Raw genomic sequence first — 13974 nt, forward strand, 5'->3', positions numbered from 1 at the left:
ACAGCCAATCCCTTTAATCATGCGGACTTGCGCGACCTGTTGATGATCGAGTGGGAGTGATCGGGCGTCTCGACCGTACCGGCACGACCTGATAACACAACACATCAAAGCCCGCGTTTTTCGCGGGCTTTTTTGTTTTGGGCCGCCGGATTCGCAGGCTTTGAACGGCGCTGCGATTGATGCCGGCATGTCAGACCAGATCGAGCCGCGCCCCCATCTCGACGACGCGATTCGGCGGCAACCCCAGGTGAGCGGTCGCATTCAATTCGTTTTTGCGCAGCAGCGAGAACAGGCTCAGCAGCAAATAGCGTCCCGGACGCCGCTTCGTCTGCACCGTCAGCGATTCCCGCCCGAGGTAGAACGTGGTCGACATCGGGTCATAAGCCGTGCATCCCGCGTGGCGCAGCGCCTGTTCGAGAAGCTGCGGTACGTCCAGCATTTCCAGGTAACCGTAACGACCGACGATCCGCACGAAGCCCTGATCGAGGCGCTGCACCTTGAAGCGGTCGCTTTCGTCGACGCGCGGAATCTCCTCGGTCAGCAAGGTCAGCAGCACGACCTGCTGATGCAGCACCTGATTGTGCTTCAGGTGATGGAGCAAGGTGGTCGGCACCGAGTCGCCGGCGGCCATCAGAAATACGCCCGTGCCATGCACGCGGTACGGCGCAGCCGAGGCGATGCTTGCGACGAATGCGTCCAGCGGCAACTGCGTATCCGCGCGGGCGCGTTTCAGCGCTCGCAGCCCGATCAGCCACGACGTCGAGATCAGGAAGGTTAACGTACCGATGGTGAGCGGCAGCCAGCCGCCTTCGGCAAACTTCATCGCGTTCGCCGCGACGAAGGCCACGTCCACCACCATGAAAAGCCCGGCCACGAGCGCGACACGCCAGATCGGCCAGTTCCAGCGCACGCGCGCGAATGCGGCGAACAGCATGGTCGTGATCAACATCGTCGTCGATACTGCGATACCGAAAGCGGCCGCGAGACTATCCGAGCTGCGAAAGCCAAGCACCACCGCGATGGTCGCGATCATCAGCACCCAGTTCAGACCCGGCAGATAGATCTGCCCCTCGGCGCTCGACGACGTGTGCTTGACCGTCACGCGCGGCGACAAGCCTAGCTGCGCCGCCTGGCGCGTCAATGAGAACACCGCGGAAATCAGCGCCTGCGACGCGACGATGGTCGCCAGCGTGGCCAGCACCACCATCGGATACAGGCCCCAGGACGGCACTGTCGTATAGAACGGCCGCGACGCGGCACTCGCATCGCGCAGCAGCAATGCGCCCTGACCCAGATAGCTGACGGTCAGCGCGGGCAACGCGAGTCCATACCACGCGAGACGGATCGGCCGCGCGCCGAAGTGGCCCATGTCGGCGTACAGCGCTTCGCCGCCGGTCAGGCACAACACGACGGCGCCCAGTGCTACGAAGCCCTTGAAGCCGTTATGCGCGAAGAACTCGATGCCGGTCAGCGGGTTGAACGCAGCGAGGATGGCAGGTGTTTGCACGAGCGACGCCAGCCCCAAGCCGAAGATGACGACGAACCAGACCGTCAGAATCGGACCGAATGCGACGCCCACGCGTCCGGAGCCCAGCGGCTGCACCGCGAATAGCGCCACCAGGATCACCACGGTGATCGGCACCGTGTAATGCGCGAAGGCGGGCGTCGCCACTTCGATCCCTTCGATCGCGCTCAGCACCGAGATCGCAGGCGTGATGACGCCGTCGCCATACAACATCGCGGTGCCGAACATCGCCATGAACACCCAGCGCAACGCGCCCGCGCGAGTCACGCGGCCGGTGCGCTCGCCGACCAGCAACGCGAGCAGCGCAAGCAGTCCGCCTTCGCCGCGGTTGTCGGCCTGCATCAGCACCAGCACGTACTTGCCGCTGACCATCAGCAGCAGCGACCACAGGAACAGCGAGACGATGCCGATCACGTTCGCGTTCGTCGGCGCGACGCCGAGCGAGCCGCCGAAAGCGGCTTGCAATGCATACAGCGGGCTCGTCCCGAGGTCGCCAAATACGATGCCGAGCGCGGAGAGTGCGAGTGCGGCCGTACCAGTCGCGCGATGCGAGGACGGCGAAGCCCGCAGAGTTTGGACGTTGTTCATGGGTTATTCAGATCCGGAGATGACGTCGGCAGGCGATGGCGATGGCATCGACAGTCTGCTCGACAGAATGTTGCTGTGCCGATTGCAATGCTTTGAATCCCATGAGTCGGATTGACGATCGAATTCGGTGTCGTGCTGCGCGTACCATGCAACGAATCGCGCCTGTCCGCAATGACGGTTAACCCAAGGCACACGTAGCTAAGAGTGATGAGTCGACTGGATGCGTAAGGTGAGTGTTTAGATAATGAAAGAAGGGTTTGCGTACGCGCGCAGGTTGGGAACTGACTTCATACGGCGCAGCGCCTTGATTCGACGAACTTCGCCTCGGGTCGAAGTCGCCAAACCCGGCGGGATGCTCAGTAATCCTGCTGACACTCGTCGACGGCCAGCCAGCACAATCCGCTCGAAAGGCGGTTCGGCCCTCTGTTCACATTTGATGACATTGGCGCAAACATCATCGAGGAAAATGGGCGCCGACCACGCGACCATGCTGCACTTCGCGAACTCGCTGAATCTCGTACGCGAGCACAAGGCGGTGTTTCATGGGCGTCACCATATCGTCGTTGCACATCGGTGGCGCAACGAGCAGAACTACAGCTACCTCGACGCGTTGTACGGCGACTATCCGCTGATCCACAATTCCGCGTGGCTGAAGGACGCGGGCTACTATTACCCAGCTTTCGAGATTCGCCAGGGCGCGGCGCAACTGCAGCGTGCGGTCGATCACCACGCGGCGCAACTCGATGGACTTCTGATTGCCGCCGCTCCCTATCACGAGATCTGGACGCTGCCCGAATATGAAGAGAGCTGTGCGCCGTATTTCGCGAGCCTGTTCCGCTGCCCGGTGCGCCTGATGCCCCATCTATGGAGCCCGATGGTATTGGAGCGCGAGGCGACGAAGCTGCCGCAACATCGGAACGTCGGTTACCGGCCCGGACGCAGGCGCTGGCGCGCGGGCATCTTCGAACCGTACATCTGCATGGTGAAGGCGAGCTACGTGCCGCTGCTGGTCTGCGAGGCCGCGCACCGCGATAACCCCGACATGCTCGAGCACGTGTTCGCGTACAACAGGTTTCATCTGAAGAAGCACGTGAGCTTCAACGGCTTCGCGCGCAGCCTCGATATCGTGCATCACGGGCTCGCGTCGTTCGAAGGGCGTTTTCCGTTTCGCCAGGTGGTGGCCGGCGACTTCGATGTGATCGTCAGCCATCAGTGGGAAAACGCGCAGAACTATGTGTACTACGAGGCGCTGTATGGCGGCTATCCGCTGATCCACAACTCGCATCTGATCGGCGCTTGCGGGTATCGCTACGACGACTTCGATTGCGAGGAGTGTGCACGCGCGTTGCAACTCGCGTATGCGGAGCACGACGCCGATCTCGATGCCTACCGGCGCGCCGAGCATTCGTTGTCGCCGGCCGCTGAGTCCTTCATCGAGCTTTGGTACAAGCGTATCGGCAAGCCGGCCGGCCTGTAGCGCGTTGTCATTGCGCATGGCCTGTCATACTGTATGAATATACAGTAACATGGCTGCAATGAGCCGCTTGTGCGGCGGTGTGCGAATCGGTGGAAAAATTCAGCGAGGGGAACGAGGCGCGATGCCTGAACAACTGTGGTTGCCCGGGCTAGAGGCGCCGCCGCCGCCCACCGACGGGCTCTTTTTCGCCGTTTATCCGGATGCCAATACCGCAGTCGGCATGGCGAAGTTCGCGCAGCAGCTTTGCGCGGACGTACGCGGGCGCACCGGCGTGCGCGGCAAAGCGCTCACGGCGAACCGTTTGCACGTGACGCTGAGGCATCTCGGCAATTTCGCGGGCGGCTTGCCGGAGGATGTGGCGGAGGCGGCGAAACGGGCGGCCGCCGCGGTCAGCATGGCACCGTTTACGGTCGAATTCGACGCGATCGCCAGCTTCGCGAAAAGGCCGCGGCTCGGGCCGGCGGTGCTGGTCGGCGAGCACGGTGTGCGCGGACTGCAGGCGCTTCACGATGCGCTCGAAGCGAGCTTGCGGGACGACGGCATCGAGCCCGATACACGCTTTACGCCGCACGTGACGCTGGCGTACGGGATGCCGTGGATCGAGCGCCGTCCCGCCGAGCCGGCATGCTGGAACGTGCGCGAGTTTGCGCTGATGCACAGCCTGCTGGGGCGAACCAAACATATCGTTCTCGCGCGCTGGCCGTTGGTGGGGCAAAGCTGAGGAAGGGGCGAGGGCGCGTTGGCCACCGCGGTGTCGAATGCGCGGGTGTATCGCCTGGCAACCGTTAGAACCGCACGCTTGTCCCGCAGCCCCCGGCATAGGCGCCACCGCTTGCCGCGGCGCCGGCGCAAAAGACGCCGCAGCCGGAAAGCAGCAAGGCCGCGGCAATCGCCGCCAGCGCGGTACCCACGCCGATGCGCCGGGACGCGTGCGGGCTCCCCTCGCACCGCCTGCATCGCGCCGATAGGGCGCGGATGCACGACGGGGAAAGTACTGGGACCGCTGATCGGTTTGAATGACATCGCGGCATCGACTTCGACGGGAGGCCAATCCTGGCGTGCCGCGCCAGTCAAGCGCTGCGCGCATCGTACGGCTCGATGACTTACTCTAAGTCGACGCTGAAGCACCGTCAAAGGCCGAATAGCCGGGAAATCGGCGCTTTTATGCCGTCGACGGAGCACTGAACGCCCGTGCGCTCCCTGATAGAATGCTCGGGCCGCAACGTAGTGGATTGCAGATGAAATTGCTTGATGCGCTTGTCGAACAGCGTATTGCCGCCGCCGCCGCGCGCGGAGAGTTCGACGACTTGCCGGGTGCGGGCGCGCCGCTGGCCCTCGATGACGATGCGTTGGTGCCGGAAGAGGTGCGCGTCGCCAACCGGATTCTGAAAAACGCGGGCTTCGTGCCGCCCGCCGTCGAGCAGCTTCGCGCGCTGCGCGACCTGCAAACGGAGCTGAATGCCGTGAGCGATCAGGCGACCCGTTGCCGGCTCCAGGCTCGCATGCTCGCGCTCGATATGGCGCTCGAATCGCTGCGCGGCGGCCCGATGGTCCTGCCGCGCGAATATTGCCGCCGAATCGCCGAACGTCTGTCGGAACGCGTGGGCAATGTCGATGTGGCCGAAGCAGGTTCACAGTGAACGAGCCGCTCGCGTGTGCTGCCTCGATCGGCTCTTCGGCGCAAACCGAGGACGGCGAGAAATCCGTCGACGCTAGCATCGGCGCAGTGTCCGCGCTGGCGCCTGTGCAACCTGTGGCCGGTCCCGCCATCCCTCCCGGCAATTCCGAAGCGCCCATTGTCTCCGAACGCGACTTGCGCTTCATGGCGCTCGCTCAGGCCGCCGCCGAAGAAGCGCGCGCAGCCGGCGAAGTACCGGTCGGCGCGGTGCTGGTGCGCGGCGACGAAGTCATCGCCACAGGCTTCAATCATCCGATCGGCGCGCACGATCCGTCCGCGCACGCCGAAATGGTTGCGCTGCGCGCGGCCGCGCAGTCGCTCGAAAACTATCGTCTGCCGGGTTGCGAACTCTATGTGACGCTCGAGCCTTGCCTGATGTGCGCCGGCGCGATCATGCACGCGCGCATCGCGCGTGTCGTGTTCGGTGCGCGCGATCCGAAAACGGGCGCGTGCGGCAGCGTAGTCGATGCGTTCGCGAATCCTCAGCTGAACCATCACACGACGGTCAGCGGAGGTGTCCTCGAAGCCGAATGCGGTGTCGCGCTCAAGTCGTTTTTTGCCGAGCGTCGTCGCGCGAGCCGCGCAGCGCGCGCGGCGGCACGTGGTGAAGCGACTGGAGTGGCTGAAGGCTCCGTTGGCACCGCCACGGACTCCGCCGCACCCCCCAGCAGCGAACCGCCTCCAACCACGCCGCTCTAAAACAATAACGTCCAACGGGTCTCGCCATGACCGCTCATCGCACCATCGAACTGATTGCGCCATCCGGCTATCCGCATGATCCGGAGGTGCTGCATCGCGCGTTGCATCGGCTGCGGGCGCAGGGGCATCGGGTCGACGGCGAGGAGGCCGCGAAGCGTCGCTACCAGCGCTTCGCCGGCACCGACGGCGAGCGCGCGGCCGATCTGAACCGGCTCGCCGATCCATCGCGCGAATTACCCGATGTCGTGCTGGCCGTGCGCGGCGGCTACGGCGCGGTGCGCATCCTGCACGGTCTCGACTACGAAGGGCTGCAGCGGCGGCTCACCGATCAGCCGATCGCGCTCGTCGGTCACAGCGACTTCACCGCGATCCAACTGGCGCTGCTCGCGCGTGCCGGCGTGAAGACCTTCGGCGGCCCGATGCTGATGAGCGATTTCGGCGCCGAGGAGCTCAGCGAATTCACGATGCGGCATTTCTGGTCGGCATTGACGCAGCCGACGCTCACGATCGCGAGCAACACGCCGCAAGCGCAGAACGTCGACGTGACGGGCACGCTGTGGGGCGGCAATCTGGCGGTGGTGGCGTCGCTGGTCGGCACGCCGTACATGCCGCCGGTGCAGGGCGGCATCCTGTTCGTCGAAGACGTCAACGAGCAGCCGTTCCGGATCGAGCGGATGATCTATCAGCTGCATCTGGCCGGCATCCTCGCGCAGCAGCAAGCGCTCGTGCTCGGTGACTTCACGGGCGGCAAGCCCTACGACTACGACAACGGCTACGACCTGCAGGCGATGGTCGAGCAAGTGCGTTCGCTGATCGGCATTCCGGTCGTGACGGGGCTGCAGTTCGGGCATGTCCACAACATGGTGACGCTGCCGGTCGGCGCTAATGCGCATCTGGTCGCCGATGCGCATGGCTTCAGGCTGACGGCGTCGGGCTATCCGAGCCTTGGCTGAAGCCCGCGTGGGTGAGGAGAGGCGGGCGGATAGCCCGCTTTTTTTGCGTCATTAATGCAACTAACCGTCAGCATTATTCAGCTCGCCACCTCCCACACCCTTCGCCAATGTTTTCAGTTTTTGTTGACAAAAACCGAGCCGACAACAATCGGCTTGGCCGCGCCATAACGCGGTAAGATTCCCGCCAGACAGCCGCGCCGCTTGATTTACGGACTGTCTCTGACGCAACGCAGCACGATAACTGTCGAAAATCGACGCAAAAATTGTTGACAATATTTGTGTCCGTCCTATGATGACCAACATACCGAGACGCCAATCATGTCCGACACCGAATCAGTCGCGGGCAGTTCGAAGCCCGAAGCAATCGCCGAGCGCATCCGCGCCGCGATCCTCGAGCATCGGCTGGCACCCGGCGCGAAGCTCACCGAAGCTCAGCTATGCGAAGTATTCGGTGTGAAGCGCGGCCCGATCCGCCAGGCGCTTTCGCAACTGGCGGGTGAGCGGCTCGTCGATCTCGAGCCTAACCGTGGCGCGTTCGTCGCGAGTCCGTCGTTGCAGGAGGTGCACGAGGTGTTCGAAATGCGCCGCATCATCGAGCTGGCCGTCGTCGAAAAGATCTGTAGCGGACACGGCATGCGGCGTCTGAAGAACATCGGCGGCATGATCGGCCGGGAGCGCAAGGCATTCGAAACGCGCGATTTTCCGGCATGGATCCGTTTGTCGGGCGAGTTTCATACGGAGCTTGCGAACCTGACCGGCAACTCGGTGCTGTGCGATTGCCTGAACGGGCTGGTCGCGCGTTCCACGCTGATTTCCGCGCTGTACGAATCGCTCGGACGCAGCCCGTGCTCGTTCGAGGACCACGAAGCGATTCTCGCCGCGCTCGACGCCGGCGATGCGAAGCAGGCGGCCGCGCTGATGTCGCGCCATCTGCAAAGCGTCGAGTTGAAGATGCTGGAGCGCCCCGCGCGCGGTGCAGCGGATCTGCACGAAGTATTCGGCGCGCTCGCGCCGAAAGAAACATCCACGTAAAGAGCCGAAGCCGACTCCACCCCAGGCTGAGGCAAGTAGCAGGCGAGCGCCCGTTGCCGGTGCGCGCCGCACTGAATTGAACTGAACCGATAGATGCACGGCAGGGCGGCCTCGCGTGAGCGCCGCCGGCCTGAGCACGCACGTCCGTCGCAAGACGACGGACCTCAGGGTAGCGACGCATCGCCGGAAATCCGCGGCGGCTGGCGATGCGACAACCACAAGTACGTCAGTACGGAGACACGCGCGGCACGGTCCGGGACCACGACGCCGACTTCTGCGACCCACGCAGGGCAAGAAGCGAGCAACTGGCATGGCCGATGCAATGTCCGTCGATGCGCTTTCGACGGTCCCTATCCAAAGGAGGAATCATGGCTCAGTTCAGTGCAGCGCCAGGCAGTCACCCCATCTCCAACTATCCGGAAGGCACGGCCCAAACCGATCCGTCGATGCCGGCTGGCTACAGCGAGCGACTCTACAACGCGGACCTCGCGCCGCTGCGCGCGCAGAACTGGACCGCGTACAACATCTTCGCGTTCTGGATGTCGGACGTGCATAGCGTGGGTGGCTACGTATTCGCGGGGAGTCTCTTCGCGCTCGGCCTGACGAGCTGGCAGGTGCTGGTCGCGTTGCTCGTCGGCATCACGCTCGTGAACGTGCTGTGCAACCTGATCGCGAAGCCGAGCCAGCTGAACGGCGTGCCGTACCCGGTCGCGTGCCGGGCGACCTTCGGCGTGCTCGGCGCGAACGTTCCCGCGGTGATCCGCGGCCTGATCGCGGTCGCGTGGTATGGCATCCAGACCTATCTCGCGTCGAGCGCGCTCGTGATCGTCGTGCTGAAGTTCGTGCCGCAACTGCTGCCCTATGCCGACGTGCATCGGCATGGCCTGCTCGGTCTGTCGACGCTCGGCTGGGCCGGCTTCATGCTGCTGTGGATACTGCAGGCGCTGGTGTTCTGGCACGGCATGGAGACCATCAAGAAGTTCATCGACTTCGCCGGGCCGGCCGTCTACGTCGTGATGTTCATTCTCGCCGGCTACATGGTGTATCGCGCGGGCTGGCGCAACATCGGCATCAACCTCGGCGGCGTCAAATATCACGGCATGGAAGTGGTGCCGGTGATGATCACGGCGATCTCGCTGGTGGTGTCGTACTTCTCCGGACCGATGCTGAATTTCGGCGACTTCTCTCGCTACGGCAAGAGCTTTCGCAGCGTCAAGCGCGGCAACTTCTGGGGCCTGCCGGTCAACTTCCTCGCGTTCTCGCTGGTGACGGTGATCACGACCGCGGCCACGCTGCCGGTGTTCGGCGAGCTGATCACGGACCCGGTCGAGACGGTGGGCCGCATCGACTATCCGATGGCCGTGATTCTCGGCGCGCTGACCTTCACGATCGCGACGATCGGCATCAACATCGTCGCGAACTTCGTGTCGCCGGCCTTCGACTTCTCGAACGTCGCACCGCGTCTGATCAGCTGGCGTGCGGGCGGCATGCTCGCGGCGGTCGCGTCGGTGTTCATCACGCCGTGGAACCTGTTCAACAATCCCGCCGTGATCCACTACACGCTCGACGTGCTCGGCAGCTTCATCGGACCTTTGTACGGCGTCCTGATCGTCGATTTCTACCTGGTCAAGCGTCAGAAGATCGTGCTCGACGATCTGTACACGGTCGCGCCGAACGGCTCGTACTGGTATCGCAACGGCGTCAACTATCGCGCGGTGGCCGCGTTGCTGCCGGCCGCGGTGATCGCGGTGATCTGCGTGATGGTGCCGGGACTCGACGGCCTCGCGAATTTCTCGTGGTTCATCGGCGCGGGACTCGGCGCGTTGTTTTACCGGATGCTCGCACGCTGAGCTTCACGGAGCGCCAGGTTTTCGCCGCTGCAATAACGAGTCGAACAGGAGTCGCCATGCGTATCAAACTGATCAATCCGAACACGACGCACCGCATGACCGAGGCGATGGGGCGCTGCGCCCGCGAGGTCGCCGCGCCCGGCACCGAAGTGATCGCCATCAATCCGACGATGGGCCCGCCGTCGATCGAAGGCTATTACGACGAGGCGCTCGCCACGCCGGGTCTCCTCGCCGAAGTCGCGGCCGGGGAGCGCGAAGGCTGCGACGGCTACGTGATCGCGTGCTTCGGCGACCCGGGTCTCTATGCGGCGCGCGAGTTGGCGCGCGGTCCGGTGATCGGCATTGCCGAGGCGGCGATGCATGCGGCGAGCGTGCTCGCGCCGGGCTTTTCAGTCGTGACGACGCTCGCGCGCACCTGCGGCATGGCCTGGCATCTGGCCGAGCGCTACGGGATGAAGCGCTTCTGCCGCAACGTGCGTGCCACCGACGTCGCCGTGCTCGATCTCGACAAGCCGGGCTCCGCGGCGCGCCGCATCATCCTCGACGAATGCCGGCGTGCGCTCGACGAGGACGGCTCGGACGCGATCGTGCTCGGTTGCGCGGGCATGGCCGAGCTATGCGCGGAGATCGAGGACGCGCTCGGCGCGCCGGTGATCGAAGGCGTGACGGCGGCCGTCAAATGGACCGAGGCGCTGGTGGCGCTGCGACTCGCGACGGCCAAGCGCGGCGACTACGCACGGCCGCTCACGAAGCGCTACGACGGCGCGCTGGCGTCGTTCAGCCCCGGCCCGCTGCGGGTAAACGCCGACTCGGCGCAGACCCAGGCGGACACCCAGACGGACACCCACATACACTCGCTGTAACACGCACTATCTGCCCGGCCGTATGGGCTCACCGGGGTGTTTTCGCTACACTGGGTCAACTCGGTGCGGCGGCTTCGGCCGACGCTGAAGCCTCCAGACGAGCGCTTGCAAAAGCCAATCCCGCCGTCGTTGCCGAGCGGTTTCGAGCCCGAGCTTCATGCGTGAGCTTCACGCGAATTCCTGGTCCCGTCACTACGCATCCGTCAAACCATGCCACTCGACCCGAACTACCCACGCGATCTGATCGGCTACGGCCGCCACCCGGTGCATGCGAACTGGCCGGGGCGAGCGCGCGTCGCGGTGCAATTCGTCCTCAACTACGAAGAGGGCGGCGAGAACTGCGTGCTGCACGGCGATCCCGCATCCGAGCAGTTCCTGTCGGAGATCGTCGGCGCGGCGGCCTATCCGGCGCGGCATATGAGCATGGAGTCGATCTACGAATACGGCTCGCGCGCGGGGGTGTGGCGCATTCTGCGCGAATTCGAAAGACGTGACCTCGCGCTGACGGTGTTCGGCGTCGGCATGGCGATCGAGCGGAATCCGGAAGTCGCGCGGGCCTTCGTCGAACTCGGGCATGAGATCGCATGCCACGGCTATCGCTGGATTCACTATCAGGACATGTCGCCGGACAAGGAAGCGGAGCACATGCGCCTTGGCATGGAGGCGATCGAGCGCGTGACCGGCGTGCGGCCGCTCGGCTGGTACACCGGCCGCGACAGTCCGAACACCCATCGGCTGGTCGCCGAATACGGCGGCTTCCTGTACGACTCCGACTACTACGGCGACGACCTGCCGTTCTGGATGGACGTCGAGGTGGCGGGCGGCAAGAGCGTGCCGCAACTGATCGTGCCGTACACGCTCGACACCAACGACATGCGCTTCGCGACGCCGCAAGGCTTCAATACCGCGGACCACTTCTTCACCTACCTGCGCGACGCGTTCGACGTGCTGTACGAAGAGGGCGACGAAGTGCCGAAGATGCTGTCGATCGGCATGCACTGCCGGCTGCTCGGCCGGCCGGGGCGTTTCCGCGCGCTGCAGCGCTTTCTCGACCACATCGAACAGCACGATCGCGTATGGGTGTCGCGGCGCGTCGATATCGCGCGGCACTGGCACGAAACTCATCCTTACCAACAGGACGACCGCGAGGCTGCGGCATGAAGGCGATGCAATACACCCTGGATCAACTCAACAGCCTCTCGACCGACGCGTTCGTCGCGACGCTGTCGGGCATCTTCGAGCACTCGCCGTGGGTCGCGGAGATGGCGGCGCGGCAGCGGCCGTTCGCGAGCATCGACGAGTTGCATCAGAGCATGTCGCAGATCGTCGAAACCTCGGGCGAGGACAAGCAGCTCGCGCTGATCAACGCGCACCCGGAACTCGCCGGCAAGGCCGCGGTGCGTGGCGAGCTGACCGCCGAATCGACCCGCGAGCAAAGCGGCGCCGGGCTCGCACAATGCACGCAGGAAGAGTTCGACAAACTGCATGCGCTCAATCACGCGTATCGCGAGAAATTCGGCTTTCCGTTCATTCTCGCGGTGCGCGGCTACGACCGCCACGGCATCATCGCGAACTTCGAATCGCGCGTGAACAACAGCCGCGCCGACGAAATGCGCGCGAGCCTCGATCAGATCTATCGCATTGCACGTTTGCGGCTCGACGACCTGATCGGCGCGTGACGCGCACCGCGTCACGCAGCGAGCCGAGACGTTTTTTCCGCACCAATCGATATCAAGGACGACAAAGATGGCACTTCCGATTCTCGACCCCAACGCACCGGAATTCACGCGCCGTTACGTGAACCTGGTGGACCCGCGTCTGGGCGCGCAGGCGCTCGAGGCTAGCGACGAATTCTTCGCGCCGAAGGACCGCATGCTGAATCCGGAACCGGCCGTCTTCATTCCGGGCAAGTACGACGACAACGGCAAGTGGATGGACGGCTGGGAAACACGCCGCAAACGCACGACCGGCTACGACTGGTGCGTCGTCAAGCTCGCGCGGCCAGGCGTGATCAAGGGACTCGACGTCGACACCAGCCACTTCACCGGCAATTTCCCGCCGGCGGCGTCGGTGGAAGCGGCGCGCGTCGTCGATGGCGAGCCGAACCAGTCGACGCCATGGACCGAGATCGTGCCGTCCACCACATTGCAGGGCAATAGCCACCATTACCTCGAAGTCGGCGACGCGAACGCGTACACGCATCTGCGCGTGAATATCTATCCGGACGGCGGCATTGCGCGTCTGCGCGTGTACGGTCAGCCGCAGGTGGACTGGGCCGGCGCGAGCCGCACCCAGCAGTTCGATCTCGCGGCGATGGAAAACGGCGCGTATCTGGTCGGCGCGAACAACCAGCACTTCGGCGCGGCCTCGACGCTGCTGATGCCGGGTCGCGGCGTGAATATGGGCGACGGCTGGGAAACGCGCCGTCGTCGCGAGCCGGGCAACGACTGGGCGATCATCGCGCTCGCACAGCCGGGCGTGATCCGCAAGATCGAAGTCGACACCGCGCACTTCAAGGGCAACTATCCGGATCGCTGCTCGATCCAGGCCGCGTACGTGAAGGGCGGCACCGACAGCTCGCTCGTCACACAGGCGATGTTCTGGCCGGTGCTGCTCGGCGAACAGAAACTGCAGATGGACAAGCAGCATTTCTTCGAAAGCGAGATCGCGGCGCTCGGGCCCGTCACGCATGTGCGCTTCAACATCTATCCGGACGGCGGCGTGTCGCGTCTGCGTCTGTGGGGGACGCTCGAATGAAAACGCTCGCCATCGAACCGCTGACGAAAGAGGCGTTCGCCGCATTCGGCGACGTGATCGAACTCGAAGGCGCGAAGCAGATTCCGATCAACCTCGGCACGACGATCCGCTATCACGACCTCGCGAAAGTCGACGTGACCGACGAGCACGGCCGCACGCTCGTCAATCTGTTTCGTGGCCAGCCGCGCGCGCTGCCGTTCGAAGTGAAGATGCTCGAGCGTCATCCGCTCGGCAGCCAGGCATTCGTGCCGCTGAACGACAAGCCGTATCTGGTCGTCGTCGCGCCAGCGGGCGAACTCGATGCGGCGAAGATCCGCGCGTTCGTCACGAGTGGCTGGCAGGGCGTCAACTACGCGAAGGGCGTATGGCACCATCCGCTGATCGCGTTGGGCGAGGTGAGCGACTTTATCGTCGTCGATCGTGGCGGCGAGGGGCTCAATCTGAACGAACAGGATCTGGCGGAGTCGCTGTGGCTCACGGAAGATGCGTTGAGCGCGGTGGCGGTTTGATGGCAATGCAGCTGCCGGGTCGCCGGCAGCGTTGTGGTTGAAA

The 13974-nt window shown here is 64.3% G+C and carries 13 protein-coding genes; 12 read left to right on the plus strand and 1 reads right to left on the minus strand.

Features of this window, described 5'->3' with window-relative positions:
* Positions 1 to 190: 190 nt before the first annotated feature.
* A complete protein-coding gene (locus tag QFZ94_RS20035) occupies positions 191 to 2113 on the minus strand; it encodes a potassium transporter Kup (protein WP_429459014.1) in 1923 nt (640 codons plus the stop codon).
* Between the two features lie 436 nt (positions 2114 to 2549).
* Here QFZ94_RS20035 and QFZ94_RS20040 point away from each other — a divergent pair, with 436 nt between their 5' ends.
* From QFZ94_RS20040 to QFZ94_RS20095, 12 genes are all read left to right on the plus strand, one after another.
* Positions 2550 to 3590 carry a DUF2827 family protein gene (locus QFZ94_RS20040; protein ID WP_429459016.1) on the plus strand — a complete coding sequence of 347 codons (1041 nt, stop codon included), beginning with the start codon at positions 2550 to 2552 and terminating at the stop codon, positions 3588 to 3590.
* Between the two features lie 121 nt (positions 3591 to 3711).
* On the plus strand, positions 3712 to 4311 hold the full coding sequence (locus QFZ94_RS20045) for a 2'-5' RNA ligase family protein (RefSeq protein WP_429459018.1): 600 nt from the start codon (positions 3712 to 3714) through the stop codon (positions 4309 to 4311).
* A gap of 517 nt (positions 4312 to 4828) precedes the next feature.
* Positions 4829 to 5230, plus strand: a complete 402-nt coding sequence (locus tag QFZ94_RS20050) for a DnaJ family domain-containing protein (protein WP_368587594.1) — start codon at positions 4829 to 4831, stop codon at positions 5228 to 5230.
* Entirely contained in the window at positions 5227 to 5967 is a 741-nt protein-coding gene (tadA, locus tag QFZ94_RS20055) for a tRNA adenosine(34) deaminase TadA (protein WP_429459021.1), read from the plus strand. Before QFZ94_RS20050 ends, tadA begins: the two co-directional genes overlap by 4 nt.
* Before the next feature lie 26 nt (positions 5968 to 5993).
* Complete coding sequence (ldcA, locus tag QFZ94_RS20060; protein ID WP_368587592.1) at positions 5994 to 6920, plus strand: muramoyltetrapeptide carboxypeptidase; 927 nt, start codon at positions 5994 to 5996, stop codon at positions 6918 to 6920.
* Between the two features lie 318 nt (positions 6921 to 7238).
* Positions 7239 to 7952, plus strand: coding sequence for a GntR family transcriptional regulator (locus QFZ94_RS20065; protein ID WP_368587591.1), 714 nt, complete (start codon positions 7239 to 7241; stop codon positions 7950 to 7952).
* A 368-nt stretch (positions 7953 to 8320) separates the two neighbouring features.
* Positions 8321 to 9802 carry an NCS1 family nucleobase:cation symporter-1 gene (locus QFZ94_RS20070; protein ID WP_410847967.1) on the plus strand — a complete coding sequence of 494 codons (1482 nt, stop codon included), beginning with the start codon at positions 8321 to 8323 and terminating at the stop codon, positions 9800 to 9802.
* Positions 9803 to 9858: 56 nt separating this feature from the next.
* Positions 9859 to 10665: an aspartate/glutamate racemase family protein gene (locus QFZ94_RS20075; protein ID WP_429459024.1), complete on the plus strand. Its 807-nt coding sequence runs from the start codon at positions 9859 to 9861 to the stop codon at positions 10663 to 10665.
* A gap of 210 nt (positions 10666 to 10875) precedes the next feature.
* Positions 10876 to 11826, plus strand: coding sequence for an allantoinase PuuE (gene puuE / locus QFZ94_RS20080; protein WP_429459025.1), 951 nt, complete (start codon positions 10876 to 10878; stop codon positions 11824 to 11826).
* Positions 11823 to 12344: a 2-oxo-4-hydroxy-4-carboxy-5-ureidoimidazoline decarboxylase gene (gene uraD, locus QFZ94_RS20085; RefSeq protein WP_429459027.1), complete on the plus strand. Its 522-nt coding sequence runs from the start codon at positions 11823 to 11825 to the stop codon at positions 12342 to 12344. Before puuE ends, uraD begins: the two co-directional genes overlap by 4 nt.
* Before the next feature lie 67 nt (positions 12345 to 12411).
* Entirely contained in the window at positions 12412 to 13422 is a 1011-nt protein-coding gene (gene alc / locus QFZ94_RS20090) for an allantoicase (protein WP_429459029.1), read from the plus strand.
* Complete coding sequence (locus QFZ94_RS20095; RefSeq protein ID WP_410847972.1) at positions 13419 to 13931, plus strand: ureidoglycolate lyase; 513 nt, start codon at positions 13419 to 13421, stop codon at positions 13929 to 13931. Before alc ends, QFZ94_RS20095 begins: the two co-directional genes overlap by 4 nt.
* Positions 13932 to 13974 lie beyond the last annotated feature (43 nt).

The sequence above is a fragment of the Paraburkholderia sp. JPY465 genome (assembly GCF_050436725.1).
Taxonomy (GTDB): domain Bacteria; phylum Pseudomonadota; class Gammaproteobacteria; order Burkholderiales; family Burkholderiaceae; genus Paraburkholderia; species Paraburkholderia youngii.

What these genes read in the sequence shown, in the direction of transcription:
- QFZ94_RS20035 (WP_429459014.1), bottom strand. Translation starts at nt 2,113, where the DNA reads ATGAACAACGTCCAAACTCTGCGGGCTTCGCCGTCCTCGCATCGCGCG.
- QFZ94_RS20040 (WP_429459016.1), top strand. Translation starts at nt 2,550, where the DNA reads ATGACATTGGCGCAAACATCATCGAGGAAAATGGGCGCCGACCACGCG.
- QFZ94_RS20045 (WP_429459018.1), top strand. Translation starts at nt 3,712, where the DNA reads ATGCCTGAACAACTGTGGTTGCCCGGGCTAGAGGCGCCGCCGCCGCCC.
- QFZ94_RS20050 (WP_368587594.1), top strand. Translation starts at nt 4,829, where the DNA reads ATGAAATTGCTTGATGCGCTTGTCGAACAGCGTATTGCCGCCGCCGCC.
- ldcA (WP_368587592.1), top strand. Translation starts at nt 5,994, where the DNA reads ATGACCGCTCATCGCACCATCGAACTGATTGCGCCATCCGGCTATCCG.
- QFZ94_RS20065 (WP_368587591.1), top strand. Translation starts at nt 7,239, where the DNA reads ATGTCCGACACCGAATCAGTCGCGGGCAGTTCGAAGCCCGAAGCAATC.
- QFZ94_RS20070 (WP_410847967.1), top strand. Translation starts at nt 8,321, where the DNA reads ATGGCTCAGTTCAGTGCAGCGCCAGGCAGTCACCCCATCTCCAACTAT.
- QFZ94_RS20075 (WP_429459024.1), top strand. Translation starts at nt 9,859, where the DNA reads ATGCGTATCAAACTGATCAATCCGAACACGACGCACCGCATGACCGAG.
- puuE (WP_429459025.1), top strand. Translation starts at nt 10,876, where the DNA reads ATGCCACTCGACCCGAACTACCCACGCGATCTGATCGGCTACGGCCGC.
- uraD (WP_429459027.1), top strand. Translation starts at nt 11,823, where the DNA reads ATGAAGGCGATGCAATACACCCTGGATCAACTCAACAGCCTCTCGACC.
- alc (WP_429459029.1), top strand. Translation starts at nt 12,412, where the DNA reads ATGGCACTTCCGATTCTCGACCCCAACGCACCGGAATTCACGCGCCGT.
- QFZ94_RS20095 (WP_410847972.1), top strand. Translation starts at nt 13,419, where the DNA reads ATGAAAACGCTCGCCATCGAACCGCTGACGAAAGAGGCGTTCGCCGCA.